The organism is Myxococcus eversor, from assembly GCF_010894455.1.
GTDB lineage: Bacteria > Myxococcota > Myxococcia > Myxococcales > Myxococcaceae > Myxococcus > Myxococcus eversor.
This window is the reverse complement of the sequence record NZ_JAAIXY010000026.1, coordinates 89,490-107,125: the sequence shown is the minus strand read 5'-3', so window position 1 is coordinate 107,125 and position 17,636 is coordinate 89,490. Positions and strand designations below refer to the sequence as shown.

At 71.3% G+C, this 17,636-nt stretch carries 13 protein-coding genes; 7 read left to right on the top strand and 6 right to left on the bottom strand.

Annotated features, from left to right (window positions below):
• Window positions 1-339: 339 nt before the first annotated feature.
• From G4D83_RS38795 to G4D83_RS38785, 3 genes are all read left to right on the top strand, one after another.
• The gene (locus tag G4D83_RS38795; protein WP_163869964.1) at window positions 340-897 is read left to right on the top strand and encodes a hypothetical protein; all 558 of its coding nucleotides are present in this window, start codon (window positions 340-342) and stop codon (window positions 895-897) included.
• A 113-nt stretch (window positions 898-1,010) separates the two neighbouring features.
• Window positions 1,011-2,144: a protein kinase domain-containing protein gene (locus tag G4D83_RS38790; RefSeq protein WP_163869963.1), complete on the top strand. Its 1,134-nt coding sequence runs from the start codon at window positions 1,011-1,013 to the stop codon at window positions 2,142-2,144.
• Between the two features lie 121 nt (window positions 2,145-2,265).
• Window positions 2,266-2,637: a response regulator gene (locus G4D83_RS38785; RefSeq protein WP_163869962.1), complete on the top strand. Its 372-nt coding sequence runs from the start codon at window positions 2,266-2,268 to the stop codon at window positions 2,635-2,637.
• Between the two features lie 12 nt (window positions 2,638-2,649).
• Here G4D83_RS38785 and G4D83_RS38780 read toward each other — a convergent pair whose 3' ends face one another.
• Complete coding sequence (locus tag G4D83_RS38780; protein ID WP_163869961.1) at window positions 2,650-5,076, bottom strand: PAS domain S-box protein; 2,427 nt, start codon at window positions 5,074-5,076, stop codon at window positions 2,650-2,652.
• A gap of 154 nt (window positions 5,077-5,230) precedes the next feature.
• Window positions 5,231-5,479, bottom strand: coding sequence for a hypothetical protein (locus G4D83_RS38775; RefSeq protein WP_176434720.1), 249 nt, complete (start codon window positions 5,477-5,479; stop codon window positions 5,231-5,233).
• A gap of 214 nt (window positions 5,480-5,693) precedes the next feature.
• Here G4D83_RS38775 and G4D83_RS38770 point away from each other — a divergent pair, with 214 nt between their 5' ends.
• Window positions 5,694-6,383 carry a response regulator gene (locus G4D83_RS38770; RefSeq protein WP_163869960.1) on the top strand — a complete coding sequence of 230 codons (690 nt, stop codon included), beginning with the start codon at window positions 5,694-5,696 and terminating at the stop codon, window positions 6,381-6,383.
• 9 nt (window positions 6,384-6,392) lie between these two features.
• Here G4D83_RS38770 and G4D83_RS38765 read toward each other — a convergent pair whose 3' ends face one another.
• The 4 genes from G4D83_RS38765 to G4D83_RS47035 form a co-directional block, all read right to left on the bottom strand.
• Complete coding sequence (locus tag G4D83_RS38765; protein ID WP_163869959.1) at window positions 6,393-9,440, bottom strand: bpX6 domain-containing protein; 3,048 nt, start codon at window positions 9,438-9,440, stop codon at window positions 6,393-6,395.
• Window positions 9,437-11,350, bottom strand: a complete 1,914-nt coding sequence (locus G4D83_RS38760; protein WP_163869958.1) for a hypothetical protein — start codon at window positions 11,348-11,350, stop codon at window positions 9,437-9,439. Before G4D83_RS38760 ends, G4D83_RS38765 begins: the two co-directional genes overlap by 4 nt.
• Window positions 11,347-11,817 (bottom strand): bpX5 domain-containing protein, encoded by a 471-nt coding sequence (locus G4D83_RS38755; protein WP_163869957.1) that lies wholly within the window; start codon window positions 11,815-11,817, stop codon window positions 11,347-11,349. Before G4D83_RS38755 ends, G4D83_RS38760 begins: the two co-directional genes overlap by 4 nt.
• Before the next feature lie 85 nt (window positions 11,818-11,902).
• Window positions 11,903-13,084, bottom strand: coding sequence for an AAA family ATPase (locus tag G4D83_RS47035; RefSeq protein ID WP_163869956.1), 1,182 nt, complete (start codon window positions 13,082-13,084; stop codon window positions 11,903-11,905).
• Between the two features lie 221 nt (window positions 13,085-13,305).
• Here G4D83_RS47035 and G4D83_RS38745 point away from each other — a divergent pair, with 221 nt between their 5' ends.
• The 3 genes from G4D83_RS38745 (at window position 13,306) to G4D83_RS38735 (ending at window position 17,550) form a co-directional block, all read left to right on the top strand.
• Complete coding sequence (locus G4D83_RS38745; RefSeq protein ID WP_163869955.1) at window positions 13,306-13,899, top strand: porin family protein; 594 nt, start codon at window positions 13,306-13,308, stop codon at window positions 13,897-13,899.
• A 61-nt stretch (window positions 13,900-13,960) separates the two neighbouring features.
• The gene (locus G4D83_RS38740; RefSeq protein WP_163869954.1) at window positions 13,961-15,907 is read left to right on the top strand and encodes a gliding motility protein; all 1,947 of its coding nucleotides are present in this window, start codon (window positions 13,961-13,963) and stop codon (window positions 15,905-15,907) included.
• On the top strand, window positions 15,904-17,550 hold the full coding sequence (locus tag G4D83_RS38735) for an SWIM zinc finger family protein (protein WP_163869953.1): 1,647 nt from the start codon (window positions 15,904-15,906) through the stop codon (window positions 17,548-17,550). Before G4D83_RS38740 ends, G4D83_RS38735 begins: the two co-directional genes overlap by 4 nt.
• Window positions 17,551-17,636 lie beyond the last annotated feature (86 nt).

Below are 17,636 nucleotides of genomic sequence, written 5' to 3'. Positions count from 1 at the left end.
TCGGACGCGTGTCCGACAGGACTTATAACCCAGCAAGTCATCAGGCGAAATACCGATATGGCGGGTAGTCTCCCGGTCCCCGCCAGACCCGCCGCCCACCCGCCACGCCCCCACGCTCCGTCCGAGTCCCTCCTCTGACGCCCTCCTCCGCTCCCTCTGAGGCAGCACCTCCTCAGAACCCAGGAGGTCCAGCACCTGTGACAAGACCTCCCACGCAAGGCGAGCCCCTCCTGACAGGTCCTGGACGCTTCGGCTTCGGCGCTTGACACCTCCCATTCGTAAAGCCGAAAATCAAGACATCGCCTTAAAAATGGCAGGCTCGAAGACAGAGGACCCACCATGGCCGGGCACCCCACCGCCGATGAGCTGATGAAGCGCCTGCTGACCACTCGCGAGGCTGGCGACACCAACCACGCCAGCCCGGAGCAGCTGCGACTGCTGCGCGAGCTGACGCGGGACGCCCCCACCTTCGCGCCCGCGCTACTGGAGCTGGCGCGGCTGCTCCAACTCGCGGAGGAGCCCGGCGTGGACCCGGAGGTCGCCTTCGCGGAGGTGCAGCGGCTGCTGGAACAGTCCGTCTCCGTGTCGCGCCGCAACGCGGTTCCGCTGGTGGAGCTGGGCTACTTCCTGGACGTCATCCGCAGCCGCGAGGACGACGCGATGGCCCTGTGGGAAGAGGGCTCCAACCAGGCCCTGAAGACGCTGGAGCAGGCGTGGGCCGGCATGCTGCGGAGCCTGGGGGATGCGCGCACGAAGGAGTCCCTGGAGAAGGGGCTGCGGCTGGCGGAGCGCGCGGAGAAGGTCTTCCCGGACTCGCCGCGGCTGTTGGACGAGGTGGCGCAGGTGCGCGAGTACGCACGACAGGACGGGCTCTTGAAGCCGGCCTCGGGGGCCTGAAGCAGCGGCCGGGGCGGACACTACCCATGAGGTGACTTCCCGCCGGAGGACGACCATACTCTCCGAGTGAGTCCGCGGGCCCGTCGGGTCCGTCCGTCATGAGGAGAGTCGCCATGTCGCCCCCGTCGTCCGACGCCTCCGCCCAGCCGCATGTGCTGCTGCGCTCCGGTCGCGCCTCATATGAGCTCGTCAAGTCGCTGGGCGCCGCGCACCACGGGGAGCTGCTCCTCGCGCGCCGCCGCTACGAGTCGGATTTCGGAGGCTACGCGGTCATCAAGCGTCCACTGCGCGCCGAGGCCGCGCACCGGCTCCTGGAGGAAGGGCGGCTCACCGCGCTCCTGCACCACCCGAACGTGGTCAGCGTGCATGACCTGAAGGGTCCCGATGACGCGCCCGTGCTCGTCTTCGAGCACACCCCGGGACACCGGCTGGACTCGCTCATGGAGGCCTCTGCCCGCGCCCACCTGCCCTTCACGGAGGGCTTCGCCCTCTACGTCGCCGCCGAAGTCGCCGAGGCGCTGCACCACGCGCACACCCTCACCGACGAGCACGGCCGGCCGCTGCGCGTCGTCCACCGCGACGTCGGTCCCCACAACATCCTCATCACCGAGCACGGCGCGGTGAAGCTGCTCGACTTCGGCGCCGCGTCGTCCACGCTCTCCGGCGCTCCGGAGGCGCAGGAGCACCCCACCAGCCTCGCCTACGCCGCCCCCGAGCACGTCGCGCGGCAGGCGTTAGACGGACGCGCGGACCTGTTCAGCCTGGGGCTGGTGCTGCTCCAACTGCTCACCGGCCGACACCTCTTCGAGGGCGCGGACCGCTTCGAGGCGGAGCGCCGCCAGCGCCGCGAGCGGGCCCTCTCCCAGGACAGCGCGGAGGAGGTGCACGCGCTGGACTCGGCCATGCAGGAGGCCGTCAGCCTGGCCGCGGCGCGGGAGCTGCGCCGTCGCATCCGCGCCTACAGCCGCGAGGACCTGGAGGACGCGCTGCGCGCGGTGCCCGTGGCCTTCCAGCCGCTCCTGCGAGGCACCCTGGCGCCCGAGCGAGAGGAGCGCTTCGGCACCGGCGCGGAGCTGGCGCGCACGCTGCGGCTGTACGCGCGCCGCGCGGGGCTCGTCTTCGGACGCGCGGACGCGCTCGCGGAGGTGACGGGCCTGAGGTACGCCTCTCTGCGCGTACAGGCCGGGGAGTCTCCCGAGGAGGTGCTGGAGGACAGGCTGTTGCCGGAGGAGGACCCCGCGAGCTGATCCCCGCACACCCCTTGTTTTTCGGAAGCGTGCGCTGGCGAACACCCGCACCGTCCCCGCGAGGACGTATCGACGCGGTGCGGCTGGCAGGACTGAGACTTCGGTACGAGTCTCAGTCTCCATGTGCACGCCAAGCCTCGTCCTCCTGGTGGAAGACCACGCTGACAGCCGGGAGCTCCTGGAGGAGTTCCTGACGATGGAGGGCTTCGCCGTGGAGACGGCGGGCAACGGCCAGACGGCGTGGGAGCGCCTGCGACGTCCACCCTGTCCGGACGCGGTGCTGCTGGACTTGATGATGCCGGTGATGAGCGGGTGGGAGCTGATGCGCCATGTCCGCGAGGACGCCACGCTGAACGCCCTGCCCGTCGTCGTCGTATCCGGCGCCGGCAGCAGCCAGCCCCTGCCCGACGGTGTGCAGGCCGCCGTGCCCAAGCCGGTGGACCTGTGGGAGCTGCGCGCGACGCTCGCCCGCGTGGTGAACGCCGCGGGTTGAGGGACTGACGACTCAGGCCGGCGGAGGCGCGCGCGGGAGCGTCACCTGGAAGACGGTGCCGTGCGCCTCGGTGGAGGTCACCTGGATGCGGCCCCCGTGGCCCTTCACCACCTGCTCGACGATGTAGAGGCCCAGGCCCAGGCCGCCGCTGATGCTGCTGCCCTGGTGGCTGCTGGTGGCGCGGCGGAACGGGTCGAACAGGTGGGGCAGCGCCTCGGCGGAGATGGGCTCTCCGGGGTTGTGGACCTCCAGCCTCACCTCGTCGCCCAGGTCCGTCAGCGTGAGGGTGACGGGCGCCTCCGGCTTGCTGTACTGGAGCGCGTTGCCGCCCAGGTTGCTCACCACCTGGAGCAACCGGTCCGCGTCCCACTGGCCGTCATAGCGGCCCGCGCCGCCCTCCACCCGCAGGGAGCGCTCCGGCCACGCGGCCTCCAGCTCCTCCACGCCCTGGCGCACCACCGCCCGCAGGTCTCCCGGCGTGCGCTGGATGGGAATGCCTCCGCCCAGCCGCCCGCGCGTGAAGTCGAGCAGCTCCGAAATCATCCGCGTCATCCGCGCGCTGGAGCGGGCGATGCGCGTGACGAAGCGGCGCTCCCGCTCCGCGAGCACCTCGCTGTGGAGCAGCTGCGTGGTGGACAGGTGGATGGCGTTGAGGGGGTTGCGCAAGTCGTGGCTGACGATGGCGATGAGGCGCTCACCGAAGCGGGCGGCCTGGAGCGCGGCCTCCTGCGCGCGGCGGCGCTCGGTGACGTCCGCCAGCGTGGCGACCCCGGCGATGAGCGCTCCGTCCCTGTCGCGGATGGGCGCGCTGGAGACGAGCACCGTGAGCGTCCGGCCGTCCGCGTGCTTCAGCATCGCCTCCTCTCCCTGCACCACCTCGCCCGTGCGAAGGGTGCGCGCCAGCGGCCACGCGTCCGGCGCATACGGCGCCCCTTCCAGATGGCGGGCGCCGTAGGCGCTGGTGAAGGTGTCCACGTTGGACATGGGCAGGAAGGGACGCCCGGTGAGCTCGGAGACCTGCCGGTTGGCGAGCACCAGCCGGCCGCTGGGCGCGTCCGCGATGAAGACGCCCGCGGGCAGCTGCTCCAGCACGGCGGCCAGGCGCGCGCGCTCCGATTCGATGGTGGACAAGAGCCGCTGCCGGTCCGCCTCCACCACGCGGCGCTGGGTGATGTCCAGCACGGTGCCCACGCGCCGTGACACCCGCCCCGTCTCGTCGCGGAAGGCGGTGACGTGGGAGAAGGCGGGGAAGCGGCTGCCATCCTCGCGCAGGTGGAGCGACTCGTACTCGTGCGAGAGCTTGGAGTTCGCGGCGGTGGCGTGGCGCGGGAGCATTCCACGGGCCTCGGGGGCAATCGTCGTCTCCAGCGGCCGGCCGATGAGGCTCTCCGGCGTGGTGCCGTGCATGCGCGCGAAGGCGGGGTTGACGTCCAGCATCGTGTCGTCCTGGGCGGACACCACGACGACGCCGACGCCCAGGCCGAAGAAGACCTCCTCCCAGCGCCGCAGGCCGGCCTCGCTCTCGCGCAGGCGAGAAAGGGACGCCTTCGCCTCCGCGCGGGCCTGGGCCTGGGCGACCAGCGCGGTGGCGCGCGACGCCATGGCACGGAACAACAGGAGGTCCTCCTCGGACAGCTCGGTGCTGCCACGGCTGCCCATCAGGGCCACGCCGATGAGCGCGTCGTTCAGGACGAGCGGGACGCCGTACAGCGCGCGCACGTCGGCGGTGCGCACCACGGCCGAGTGGGCCCGCTCGTCGAGGCTGGCGTCGTGCACCAGCAAGGGCTGGCGTGTGGCGGCGATGGTGCCGGCGAAGCCCTGCCCCACGGACACACGCCCACCTACCTCCACGCCCTCCCCCACGCCTATCTCCACGCGCAGGGTGTCCTCGCCGTCGCGCAGCAGGACCGCGGCCACGTCCACCGCGGGCACCGTGTCGCGCAGCACCTGGAGCAGCCGGAGCAGGAAGCCCGCCACGTCGGGGCTGCCCAGCGCCGCCGCGCTGATGAGGTCCATGGCATGCAACGTGCGCTCGCGCGCTCGGGTGTAGCGACTGACGGCGGAGGCGACGGCCTCGTCCATCGCCTCGTGGAAGATGCGCTCCTCCTCCGGACGGGGCGTCGGGTGGCCGCGCGCGGACCACAGGCGCAACACGCAGCTTCGCAAGAGCCGGTACTCGGCGACGACCTGCCGAAGGTCGAAGCCCCCGCCCAGCCGCTCCAGGGCGTGGTCGTCGCTGATGGCCTTCAGCCCCGCGGCCAGCTCCGAGTCGGGCCCGCGCATCATCGCCGAGATGATTTCCAGCAGGTGGGGCAGTCCGTCGCGCAGCGCGGGGCGCGCCAGGGCCTGGGCCGCGGGAATGGAGCGGACCTCCGCCTCCCACGCTTGCAGGATGGTGTCGCGGTTCTGAAGCAGGAAGTCAGCCAGGGGGATGGGCAAGGGCGTGTCGGAAGGAGTGCCCCGGGGCCGGGCACGAGGTGCGCGTGGATTTAGGGCACTCGCCCGCCCGTCTACAACCGAGCAGAAGCCATGCGCCATCCAGGCCACACTTCATTTCGTGTCGACATCCCCGAAGGCTCGCGGCGACTGTCGCTCAATGTGACGACGCGGGCGCCATCACATCCGTGAGCCGCAGCAGGCGGTGCTCCTGCTCCAGCAGGTAGTGCACGCGGAAGCCGGAGCCCAGCACCACCAGTCCCACTTCCTCCGGGAGCAGCGGCCCCTCGAGTGGCAGTCCGGCGGCCAGCGCGGCCAGCTCCCCCTGGAGTTGCTGCCGGACCGGGGCCGGACACTTGTCGAGCGTACGCAATGCAGGAGGCGCGAGCTGAAGACGAAGAGCCATGGTCCTACTCAGGGTGACCACCTTGGGCGTGGCCAACAAGACGTGCCCAGGGTCAATGAGACTGGTGCTCTTCCAACTTCCACGAATCTGGACTTCCCGCGCGCCGCCGTGCGTCACCTCTCCGGCTGTCTTCCACCGAACGGGCCCCGCTGCGTCCAACAGGCGGGAAATGCTGGCGCGCGGTATCTGAAACAGGTCTCTTCCCCCCGGCACCATGTCTCAGGCCCTACGTCACCTGCTCCTCGTCGAGGACGACCCTTCCTGGCGGTCACGGCTGGCCGATGCGGCCCACGCGGAGGGCGTCGCCGTGAGCCACGCCTCGGACGGCGTGGAGGCCCTGGACTGGCTGCGCACGCGGCCTCGCGCGGGGCACCCCGACCTCATCCTGTTGGACTTGGTGTTGCCGAGGATGGATGGCTGGGAGCTGTACGGGCAGCTGCGCACGGATGCGCGGCTGCGGCACCTGAATGTGCTGATGTTCTCCGAGTCACTCAGCGGACAGGAGGTGCCGCTGGGTGGCGTGGTGGGCTATCTGCGCAAGCCCCACGTGCCGGAGGCGATGCTGACGGCGCTGCGCTCGAACCTCCGGTATCCGCCGGAGCTGAGCGCGCGCGAGTCCTCCGGCCCGTATGCGCTGAGCCTGGCGGAGGACGTGGCGCTGCCGCTGCGCCTGTTGCCGCATTCGGTGGGGCACGCGGTGCGCATGCACCTGCTCCACGCGGCGGAGCTGGTGGGCACCGAGCTGCCCATGGCGTCCACGTGGCTGATGGCGCTGCCGGGCACGCCTCCCGCGCTGATGGTCTCCGTGGAGGGCGTGCGGGTGGTGCTGGAGGTGGACGACGAAGCGCGCGTGCTGCGCGGCACGTCGGTGGACCTGCCCGCTCACCTGCTCAAGCCGTCCTGACGACGCGGCTCACGCGGGCCCTCCGTTGCGCACCGTGCCGTGCTCCAGGTCCAGCCACAGCAGGCGGCCCCGGGGGTCGAACACGAGCAGCGCGGTGGAGGTGAGCTGGACGCGTGGGAGCTGCTCATCCCCGTCGGTGGTGAAGGTGAGCCGCGCCCGGAGGATGTCACGCGCGTCGAACAGGCGGACGCGCCAGACCTCGTTGACGAACACCAGCTCCGCGCGCCACGACTCCGAGAGGAAGCCCCTCACGCGCTCCAGGGACTCCTGGTCCGCGGGCAGCGCCGTGGCGAGGCGGGACCCCAGCGGCTTCACCCACAGCCAGTCCGCGTCGGTGATGCGGGGGTATTCGCGGTCGCTGAAGTGGACGGAAGCGCGCACCTCGCCATCGGCGGTGAGGGCGCAGGAGAGGAGCAGGACGGAGACGCCTTCCCGTCGGGGCATGAACGAGTCGCGCACGCGCAGGGTGGGACCGTTCCCCAGCTCGTAGACCCAGCGCTCCGCATCGGAGGTGACGAAGCACACGTGCGTCTCGCTCGCGGCCAGCCAGGCGACGAGCCCCTGCACCTCCGACACGCGCCACAGGGCACGCGGCTCGGGGGCCTGGGCATCCAGCATCATCACGGTGTGCCTGGACGCGACGAACCACACCTCGCCGTCGTAGGTGGGGGCCCACGCGTTCATGGACACGTCGCACCACGTGGTGGCCCGACGCCGCACCACGTCCACCCGGGACACATGGTGCACCTCGCCGCGCGGGGCGACAGCCAGCACCCGGTCTCCATGGAGCGAGGCGACCAGGGAGAAGGCGGGCACATCGAAGTGCGCGAGCCTCCGGCCCTCGGCGCTCATGAGGACGGCGCCCGCCTCGCCCAGCGCGAGCAGGAGCCGGTCTCCGGGGAGCGCCACCGCGTCGTGGATGGGGAAGGGTCCCGCGTCCGCGAGTGAGGCCGTCGCCATCAGCAGGGTCCGCCGGGTGTCGTGGACCCAGGAGGACTGGGCTGGAGGGACCAGCGCGGGCAGGTCCGCGCGCAGCGCGCCGTCCGGCAGGCCTTGGAGGAGCTGGGGGATGAACTCGAAGAGGAAGTGGGCCCGGCCCAGGGAGCGGTCCCGCAGGAGGGCGCGCGCGGTGGGGACGAGCACGGCGGCGCGGGCCGCGGACACAGGCTCTTTCAGCAGGGCCTGGGCGAAGGCCAGCCGCTCCGAAGGGCCCTGCGAGGAGTCATCGTCCAGCAGCGCGAGCACGCGAGGGCGCGCCGCTTCCAGCCCTCCCTGAATCGAGCCGACCCACAGCGCCAGGAGCCGCGCGCCACTCACGCCGCCCACCTCCGCGCCGCGCTCCAGCCACTCGCGCGCCTGGGGCCGAGCCTCCTGCACCGGCCAGATGGCGTGGACGGCCTGGGCCCAGTTTCCCGCGTCGGCGCGTGACTGGCCCCAAGAGAGGCGCAGCGCGTTCGCCTCGGTGGGGTGCGTGCGCTCCAGGCGCAGCACGGCGTCCGCGAAGCAGTTGTGGCGCCGGGCGATATCGATGGCGCGCCGAAAGTCCTTCGCGAGGAACCACTGACGCACCACCAGCCCCGGTGGCAGTCCGCGTCCTTCGGCCAGTTCGGCCGCGAGCTTGAAGCGCCCGTGCCGCTCCAGGAAGGCGACGGCCTCCTCGTGAGCGCCGAGCAGTTCGGAGAGGATGAACGCGGCCTCGTCGATGCGACCCTCGCGCTCGAAGCGTTGCAAGGCGGCGCGGTAGCGCTGGCGGAGCGCCTCGAAGAGCGCGTCGCCTCCAGCGAAGGTCGAGGCCGGACCGCGCGGTCCGAGCTGGAGCTTGAGTTCCTCTCTCGGCCCCGGCAGGCCGAGCGCCTCGCGGGTGTTGGCGGTCAGGTTCCCACCCAGGGGGATGGCGTGGCGCAGCGCTTCGTGAAGGTCGCCGCCCTCGAACATCTCGAAGAGGCGGCGCAGGTACTCCGCCTTGCGGCGCCCGAGCAGGTCTCCCAGGGGCGTGTTGCGCACCAGCCATTGGGACAGGCGCGACAGCGGCCCGGGGCCCGGAGGAGGACCCGAGGGCCGGGGTGACGTGGGACGAGCCCCCGCTCCGCTTCCGGGGGCCTGCTGCGTCCCCGAGCGAGAACGAAACACCGCCCACAGACGGCTCAGCAGGGATGGCGTCCTCGGAGTCAGGGCATTGCGCCGCGCGCCAGAAGTGGAGGTGCCCTTGCCGTCCCCCGAGGGCAGCGCGCCCGCCGTGGAGGACGCACGGCCCAGCCATGCCGCCAGGAGTCCGAGCCACCTGCCGACGATTCCAGGGCCCTCGCTTCCCGACGTCGCCCCGCTCGACACTTTCGACGATGCTCCCCACAGGGCACGCAGTCGCGACAACATCCCGGCGCGCGCACCCACGACATCATCACGAGGACCCGGGCCCGCGGCGGACGACCTCTTCCAGGCGGAGCGCAGCCGCGCGAGCAATCCCGGACGCCTGGCCACCACGACCTCGGGCGGAAGAGCGCGCCCCTCCATCCGCGCCATCACCACACGTGCTTCTCGCGACGGCTCTGGAATGGAGCCACCAAAGAAGGCGCGGGTGACAGGCGCCATGGGCTCGACGGCGGAAGCCACGGGTGGTGGTGGCGCCCCCAACCCCTTCGTGGGCAGCACCGTCCACGCGGACACGTCGAACCACGAGGACAGGTCCACGACGCGCGCGCCCGACAGCGAATGCACCTGGGCGTGGCCCGAGCGCACGAGCACGAGCGAATCCCTCGCCGCGCCCAACCGCCCCCACTCCGACGCGGTCAGCGGCGCGGAGGTGAGCACACCGCCTTCCAGCGTGAGGGGCAGCCCCGGGCTCGACGCCGTCGAGACGCGCTGCACGCGCGGAGACCGCAGCAGATATCCCCCCGCCACGAACAGCACGGACATGCCCGGCGCCCACAGCGCCATCACCCGACGCCGAGCCACCTGCTCGCCGAGCAGCTCCGGGTCGAACCAGAACGCCGAGGCATTCACCGTGCCCCGGTGCACGTGCTGGCGCGGCGCGGTCCTCGCGTGCGCGAAGTTCCTCAAGAGCCCTCCGCCGTCGCGCGATAGCGCACCTGTCCGTCACGAAGGTCCAGCAACACCATCTCCCCGGTCTGCGTGAGCAAGCCGAGCAGCGACGTGGCGTGGCTGGTCTCCGCGTGCACCACCGGAGCCGAGGCCCGAGTGAGCACGTGGTGCTCCTTCGCGCCGAACCACGACAAGGTGCGCTCATCCGGTCCCAGCACCACCAACCCGGCCTGCCCCGGAGCGCCGTGCCAGCAGCCCACGCCGACCACGAAGAAGCCTGGAGGCACCATGATGTCCTGGACGGAGCCCTCTAGAAACAGTCGCCACACTCTCGGCCCGTGACTCATCGCGAGCAACCCCGAGTCCCCAGGCACCTTGACTCCGACCGCGTGACCGAAGAAGGCCTCGCCCCCTCGTGCCTCCAGCACCGTGCTCGTCGACGCGTCCGGCCCCACGACATGGAGCGTCGTCCGCGCGGGCGAGGGCGGCCCCTCCAAGGGCGCGATGTAGACAGGCTTGCAGACATTGGGCGGATTCGGAGACACGGGATACAAGCCCCGCAACCCCGTGCCCACGGGGACGCTGGGGCCACTCCGGACGTAGACGAGCTTGCCGTGAATCCGAGCCATCGCCGTCACCGAGTTGTCCAGCGCCATCAACTCGACCTTGTGCTCGGCCTTGACCAGATAGACGAGGAAGAGTTCTCCGGTCCGCGTCAGCAGCAGGACCGACTCTCCATCGCGGTCCCTCCACGAGAACAGCCGGCCGAGGCCTGAATGCGCGGCGGGGCGCTCCGACGCGTGGCCCGGCGTCCACCGCTCGGTCACCGGGCGCCGCTCACTCGCGTCGGCCCGGGGAGGCTGGGACTTGAGCGTGCCGTGGAGGACATAGCGGTCCGCCCGCTCCATCAACGCGAGCAGTCCACCATTCGAGCGCCACCCCGCGGCCAGCATCAGATGACCGGGCTGGAGCTTCATGCGTCGAGGCCGAGGCGCGGTGGAGCTGACCGAGTCGGGAATCGCCATCGCGGACACGCCGCCGTCGGAGTGGAACATCACGAGCCGGAAGCCGTCCGCCGAGAAGTGGAACGAGCTGGCCTTCGGACGTCCGGCCATCGACACGGGCTTCGCGACGCGACTCTGGAACGGGTCCCTCAGCAGACGGATGCTGTCGTCTGGAGGCGGCAGGTCCAGCACGATTGAACGCACCGGACGGGAGGCGGGACGCACGTCCACGGTGAGCTTGCGCTCCTCGGGGACCAGCACCTCCATCACCTCGATGCGGGACATCGACTGAGCACCGGGCAGCCGCGCGAGGCGAGCACTCCCCACCAGCCACGTCTCTTCCGGAGCGTCCCCCAGGGACAAAGCCGCATGCCATGCGGCGAGTCGCTCGGCGGTGGGGGGCTCCACGTCGCGCGCGGCGAGCCAGGTGAGCAGCACGCTGGGAGTCACCTCGGAATAGGTGCCGCGCTCGGGCGAGGCCTGAAGCACGCCCCACGCGAAGGAGGCTCCGGCTGCCTGGGCACGGCGGGCCATGACGATGAGCAGCGCGAGGTGCGCGATGCGAGGGTTGCCGAGCTGGTCGGGTCCCGCGTCCAGCAGGACGACGATGCGGCGCGCACCCTGGGGCTGGCGGAAGGCGGGCTTGAGGAAGGACAGCTCACCGTAAGCGGCGCGACGCACCAGCTCGTCCGGAGCTTCCAGGGCCCACAGCCATTCACTGACGAGCAGCCGGTCGAAGGAGCCCCGGCGGGTGATTCCGTCATAGCCCTGGGGCTCGCCACCCTCTGTCTCTCCACGCGGCCGCAACGTCCCCATGGCCGCGGACAGCCGGGCCACGAACGGTCCCAGGTGCACGGCCAGTTCCTCGGGGAACAGCGCGAGCGACTCCGCCCACGGGCGCAGCGCGGGAGGCAGCGAGCTCAAGACGCCCCGTCCCTTCCCGCGACGGCTTCCTCGCCAGCGAGCCACGCGACGAGCGTGGCGCGATGCACCGGCCGAGCCGAGGCCACCGAGACGAGCTGAAGCGGGCCTGGAAGCACGGCGAGCGGCGTCGCGGTGTTCCCCACCAGCGCAAGCAGCGCACGCTCCAGCAACGAGGCCACCACGTCAGGCGCGAGCGCACACGGCAGCAGCAGTGACGGCGCGGTGCTGTCGCGGCCCAGGTACAGGACACCATCCACCCAAGGCAGGGACTCCGCTGCGCCCAACAGCACAAGGACGCCCTGCCCCGCGACACCGCGCCACGCGCCCAGCCTCGCGTCGTCCTCCTGGAGAGCCCGTCGCGCGAGCACGTGCGCCACCTCTCCCACGCCGACGACGGCGAGCGGCTCCATCGGCTCCGCGCGCGGTCCCCAGCGAACCGGCAGGGCCCCCTGACTTTCACTGCTCATGACTCCACTCCACCGCCCTCTCGCACGTCTTGAAGACCCGTCCCTCACGTCGTCGACGCGGACCGCGCCGCCACGACATCTCCGGTCAGGAGAGCCCGGCGCCGCGAGCCTCCAGCGACACCGGAGACACGAGCGCGAGCGCCTCCGTGAGCCCGGCGCGCAGGACCTTCAGGTCCTCGGTGAGGAACTCGGGAGCGAAGCTGGCATCCATCTCCCGCGCCACGCCCTCCAGCTTGAGGTGCCACGCGGAGAAGGCCTCGGCGTCGGTGTCACTGGGCCGCTCGGCGAGCAGCACCTGCCCGGCCTGGGCGATTCGCTGCGCCCGAGCCCACGGCCCCGCACTGGCCTCCAGCGCCGCCGCCGAGAGGGCCGGGTTCTCCGTCGCCGCGAGCAACTCCCGCAGCACATCCCGCGCGAGCGCCTGGCCTTCCTTCGTCGGCACCGCGTACACGAGCGGCCACAGGTCCGCGGTGCTCGGCACGGAGCGTCCCGCGAGCACGGCCGCCGCGGCCACCAGACGCTGCACCTTCACCGCGCGCCGGTCCGACAGCGCGAGCCCCGCCCCGCGAAGGGAGCGCAGCGCGTGGGCCAGATGCGGACGCACGGGCGCCAGGTCCGCCTCGCGCGCCGCCTGCGCGAGCACATCCAGCGCCTCCAGCGAGGCACGGCGTCCCGAACCGTCGCCCCACAGCGAGGCCCCGCCCGCGAGCAGGTCCTCCAGTCGCGGGTCCGGCACGGGCTCGACGAAGATGCGCGCCAGGAAGCGGTCCGCGAAGGCGGCGAGCGACTCGTCCTCCGGCAATGCGTTGGCCGCGCCCACGCAGACGCGCAGCGGGCAGTGCATGCGCGTGTGGCCCCGGCGGAACGTCCGCTCGTTGAGCAGGCCCAGCAGCGTGTTCAGGATGGCGGTGGAGCCGAGGAAGACCTCGTCGAGGAAGGCGATATCCGCCTCGGGCAGCATGCCCGTGGTCTCCGTCTCCACCAGCCCCTCGCGCAGCTTGCGCAGGTCCACGGGGCCGAACAGCTCGGAGGGCTCGGTGAAGCGGCCCAGGAGGTACTCGAAATACGAGCCGCCCAGCGCGCGAGCGGTGCGGCGGACGGCCTCGCTCTTCGCGGTACCGGGGGGACCGATGACCAGCAGGTGCTCCCCTGCGACGGCGGACAGCGCGATGAGCTCCACCATGGCCTCGCGCTCGACGAGTCCCCGTCCCGCGTCGGAGAGGGCGTCGCGGACGGCGCTGGCCGCGGCTTCAAAGGTGACGGACATGGACGAAGCCTAACCGCCGGACTCCACCGGCGCGAAGCGCACCCACCCCCCACGAAGGAACACCAGCGGACGTCCACCGGCCTCGCGGTGCCGGGACGCCTGCCTGGCGATGGGGGTGGGTGCGAAAACGGGACGACCCTTGCGTGACGGAGGGCGGTTTGCTTCATGACATGGCATCCCACTTCATGCTCCGGGCGCGGGTCGGACATAGACTGCCGGCCATGAAAACGGTGTCGAAGTGGGTGGCGGTGGTGGGCGTGCTGGGCGTGGGCACCCAGGCGGTGGCGGACGGCTGGAATGGCTATGCCTCGCTGGGCGCGGGCATCTCCCTGGACCACCTGAGTGACTTCCGCGCGAAGGGGCCGGCGCTGCATGCCTACCTGGGCGTGGAGTCCCCGCCGGGGTTGTCCCTGGGCCTCCTGGCCGAAGTCTCGGAGACGTGGGGCACGGAGCTGCGAGACGCGGCGAGGGAGGACCGGCTGGAGCGCACCCAGTTGGACTACAAGGCCGTCGGAATCGAGGCGCGGCTGCGTTTCTTCCGGGACAAGCCCATCACCCCCTGGGTGGGCGCGCGGCTGTCGAAGAGCTGGGGCAGCACCTTCACGCCGGACGAGTTCGGCAACTTCCTGCGGGAGAACGTGGACACCACGAGCATGGCATTCCGCGTGGGAGTGGATGCCTGGTTCAGCCAGCGCTGGGGCATCTCCGCCGCCACGGCCTTCCAGTTCTGCGACGTGAAGCTCACACGGGACTCAGTGGACGAGTGCGCCAAGCTGATTCAGTCGGTGATTGTGGGCCCGGTGCTGCGCTTCTGAGACACCCGCGAGCGCACTCGACTGATGCGCCGCGTGTCTCGGCCGGTGTAGAAAACCGGGGGTGAGCGAGAGCTGGGAGCAGCGAGCACGACGCGAAGCGCGGGAGATGGAAGCCGCCATCCAGAGCGCCTTCGCGCGAAGACAGTCGGACCTGGAGCTGCGCGCGGAGCTGGAGTCGCTGGCCCAGAGGCCACGCTTCCGGAGCTTCCCCTGGCTGTGGGGACCGGCGCTGAACGCGAGGGACCGGGTCCTCTTCCGTCCGCTCATCCTCTCCTGGCTGATGCCGGCCAACGTCACCACGAGCGGGAAGCTCTTCGACCCGTGGAAGAGCGAGTACACCGCCGCGCTGGAGACGTGGCTGAACGATGCGGACCGCGCCGACGACGTGGCCGTGTTCCGCAAGCTGTACAGCTGGAAGCTGCAGGGGCTGGGCAAGAAGCAGGAGCCGGTGTGGCGCGAGGACGTCGCGCGGCGCTTCCGGGGCGCGAAGACGCGGAGCGCCCGGCACCTCGAGTTGAGCAAGGTGGAGCAGCTCCACCTCCGGCTGGATGAGGCGACAGCGCTCGCGCTGGACGCGGTGGACCCGGAGGCGGCGCGCCCTTTCATCCGTCAGCACCTGCCCTTCCCGGGGACCACCTGGTCCCGGCCGAAGAAGCCGGTGCCGATGTGGAGCACCTACCGGGAGCGCCTCTTCGCCAGGGGAGACATGGAGCAGGCGTGGACGGTGTATCGCCGGCTGGTGTCCGATGAGGCCTGGCGCGAGGACGCGCTGGCGCTCACCCAGTCCATCCAGGAGCCGGAGGCGCTGGTGCGCGCGCTGGACGAGCATCATCCGGAGTTCGCCCCCACCGTGGCAGCCCACGTCTTCGTGGAGTTGGTGGAGCGGCGCGGGCGCGACGTGGTGCCCTATGTCCTGGAGCACCTGCGCTCGGTGTTCCCGCGCTGGGCGGGCCTGGGGAGCATCAACGGGGTGAAGAACGCGAAGGCGCTGCCGGAGTTGCTGGAGCTGTGCCGGGTGCGCGGCTGGGAGGACGTGTGGAGCGCGGCGCTGCGCACCTCCGCGACGGAGGAGACATTCGACACCGAGGTGCGCAAGCTGGTGAAGGACGCGGACCGGGACGAGCAGGTGGCGCGGCGTCGGCTCCTCCAGGTGGCGGGGGCGGGGGCCGAATGGAACCTGCCAGGGCTCGGCTTCGCGAGGGTGTTGCCGCTGACGGACGCGACGGCGGTGGCGATGTACGAGCGCTTCCCGGAGCTGGTGCGCGGCCCCTTCCGGATGCACGTGGCCTCCGGCTGGCACGCGGCGTACCCGGAGCTGGTGGCGCGAGTGTTGGAGCGGCGCGACGAGGAGCTGCTGGATTTCATCGCGAGCCGAGCCGCCACGCAGCCCGTGCCCGAGCATGGCGCGAACAAGCGACAGAAGGAGTGGACGCGGGTGTTGGAGGCGCTGGCGACGCACTACGAGGAGCTGCCGAAGGAAGGCGGCGTGTTCGCGCGTCGGGCCGCCAACGCCCTGGGGGCGGTGCCCGCGTTCTCCATCTGGGATTTCGACGGGTTGTTGTCGCGGAACCGGCTCGCGCGGCTGTTCTTCCAGCGCTCGGATGACTTCTACCTGGCGGACCCGCTGGCGGTGAGGGACTTGCTGGAGGCGCCGCAGATTCACGTGCAGGCGCTCGCGTTCCGACTCTTGGGGCGGGACTCGGCGCGCGCGAGTGCGCTGGCGATACTCAACCTGGACCTGCTCCAGGCCACGCTGTTGAGGCCCCTGCACCGGCGCACGCGGCTCGCGGCCTTCGGAGCGCTGGCCAACGCCGCGCTGAATCACGAGGACACCGCGAGGGTGCTGTTGCCCCGGATGCGTGAAGCCTTCGCGCTGCCGGACAAGCGCTATCCGAAGGAGGCCCTGGTGGAGCTGCTGGCGAAGGTGCTCACGCGCTGGCCCGAGCTGCGAGGCCCGTCGGAGGTTCCCCGAGTCTTCTCCGCGACCACGAAGGAGGCCGCGCCATGACGGTGGTCGACCTCCTCTACGCGACGCCGTCGGTCTTCGAGTCCACGCGGGAGCGTGCGTTGCTGGGCTTGTCGGCGGACCAGCATCGCCCGGTGCGCTTCCACGCGAAGGTGGCGAAGGACGTGCTGCCGATACGACTGGCGCTCCAGGCGTTGGGGCAGCTCATCTGGCAGTCGGACGAGTGGAGCTCGGAGTGGATGGGGGGATTGATGGACCCCATCATCACGGTGCATCCGGACCGGGTCTTCTTCGAGGCGTTCAGTCAGGACCAGAGTTCGTACGGAATGGTCATCGTGGACCGGAGCCGCTTCGAGCCCGAGGGCGAGGTGCGCTGCGGCACCACCAACGTGGACTTCACGGCGTGGCTGTGGGCGGCGCTGGCGGAGATGCGCTCCAGCCGGGAGACGCACCTGCGAGTGGGGGCGGAGGGCTTCGAGGTCCGCACGAAGGGCTCGGGAGGACGCTTCGAGCAGAAGGTGGAGGTGCCGGACGAGTGGGTGCGAGGCTTCCTCCAGCTCCAGGGCGGCATGGCGATGCCGGGCACGAAGCTGACGGTGCGGCCGGTGGACCTGCTCTCGGCGGTGCGCCACCTCACCTTCACCAAGGCGAAGGTGTCCCCGCGAGCGCTGCGCTACGTGCTCACGCCGGGCCATGACGCGAAGCTGGTGCTGGAGCCGTGGGAGCACGAGGTGCCGCTGCGAGGAGCGACCCATGGCGCCACGGAGCCGCGCACGGTGCGCACGTGGGGCCGGAGACGACTGCGGTTGCTGGAGCCGTTGCTGCCGTACGCGGACAAGGTGGACATCTACCTGAAGGGCCGGGCGCTGCCGCACTTCTACGCGGTGCACCTGGGGCCGGGCGTGCGCTTCGTGCTCGGGCTGTCGGGATGGACGGCGAACCGGTGGACGGGCACGGCGGGGATGGACCTGTTGCTGGAGCCCGAGCAGGACAGCGAGCTGACGGAGCGGGTGCTCGGGTTGTTGCGCGAGCGCGTCCACGTGTCCACGGAGGAGGTCGCGCAGGCGTTGGGCGTGAGCAAGGCACGAGCCGCGGGGGCGCTGGCGGGGCTGTGCGCGGCGGGGCGGGCGATCTTCGACGTGGAGGCGCGGAGCTGGCGGCACCGCGAACTGTTCACCGCGCCGGTGGACCTGGGCCGGCTGTATCCGCCGGATGCGAGGCGCGAGGAGGCGGAGCGCCTGGCGGCGGCGGACGCAGTGAAGGTGACGTCGGAGACGACGCGAGAGACACGCAAGGTGCGCAAGCTGCCGACACCCGCGGGCGCGGTGGTGCGCGAGGTGGTCTACCGCGACTGGGTGGTGCACGGGCACGCGGGGACCCAGCAGGACGTGGAGCTGGTGTTGAACGACGAGGACCGGCTGCTCTTCGGCAAGTGCGGCTGTGAGTACTTCCGTGAGCACCTGATGAATCAGGGGCCGTGCGCGCACCTGCTGGCGTTGCTGCGATTGGCGAAGGCGCGGCGCAAGGAGCTGGCGAGCTCGGTGCCGGCCTCGGCCGAGGCGCTGACGGTGAGCGCGGCGGAAGCGGCGGCGCGGAGGCCGAGGAACGCCGACACGGACGATGACTCAGAGGCGGACGACACCGAGGCGCTTGACGAGGACGGCGGCGATGACGATAACCGGTGATGCTCTCGGGAAGGGCCTGGGCTCGCGGATGAGCCGTCGGTGCCGTGGTGTTTCGCCGCGGCGGTGTTCTGTCTCCTTCTCTTCTC

Excerpts from the sequence above, each read along its gene's own strand:
- G4D83_RS38795 (WP_163869964.1), top strand. The coding sequence starts at position 340 with ATGGCCGGGCACCCCACCGCCGATGAGCTGATGAAGCGCCTGCTGACC.
- G4D83_RS38790 (WP_163869963.1), top strand. The coding sequence starts at position 1,011 with ATGTCGCCCCCGTCGTCCGACGCCTCCGCCCAGCCGCATGTGCTGCTG.
- G4D83_RS38785 (WP_163869962.1), top strand. The coding sequence starts at position 2,266 with ATGTGCACGCCAAGCCTCGTCCTCCTGGTGGAAGACCACGCTGACAGC.
- G4D83_RS38775 (WP_176434720.1), bottom strand. The coding sequence starts at position 5,479 with ATGGCTCTTCGTCTTCAGCTCGCGCCTCCTGCATTGCGTACGCTCGAC.
- G4D83_RS38770 (WP_163869960.1), top strand. The coding sequence starts at position 5,694 with ATGTCTCAGGCCCTACGTCACCTGCTCCTCGTCGAGGACGACCCTTCC.
- G4D83_RS38755 (WP_163869957.1), bottom strand. The coding sequence starts at position 11,817 with ATGAGCAGTGAAAGTCAGGGGGCCCTGCCGGTTCGCTGGGGACCGCGC.
- G4D83_RS47035 (WP_163869956.1), bottom strand. The coding sequence starts at position 13,084 with ATGTCCGTCACCTTTGAAGCCGCGGCCAGCGCCGTCCGCGACGCCCTC.
- G4D83_RS38745 (WP_163869955.1), top strand. The coding sequence starts at position 13,306 with ATGAAAACGGTGTCGAAGTGGGTGGCGGTGGTGGGCGTGCTGGGCGTG.
- G4D83_RS38735 (WP_163869953.1), top strand. The coding sequence starts at position 15,904 with ATGACGGTGGTCGACCTCCTCTACGCGACGCCGTCGGTCTTCGAGTCC.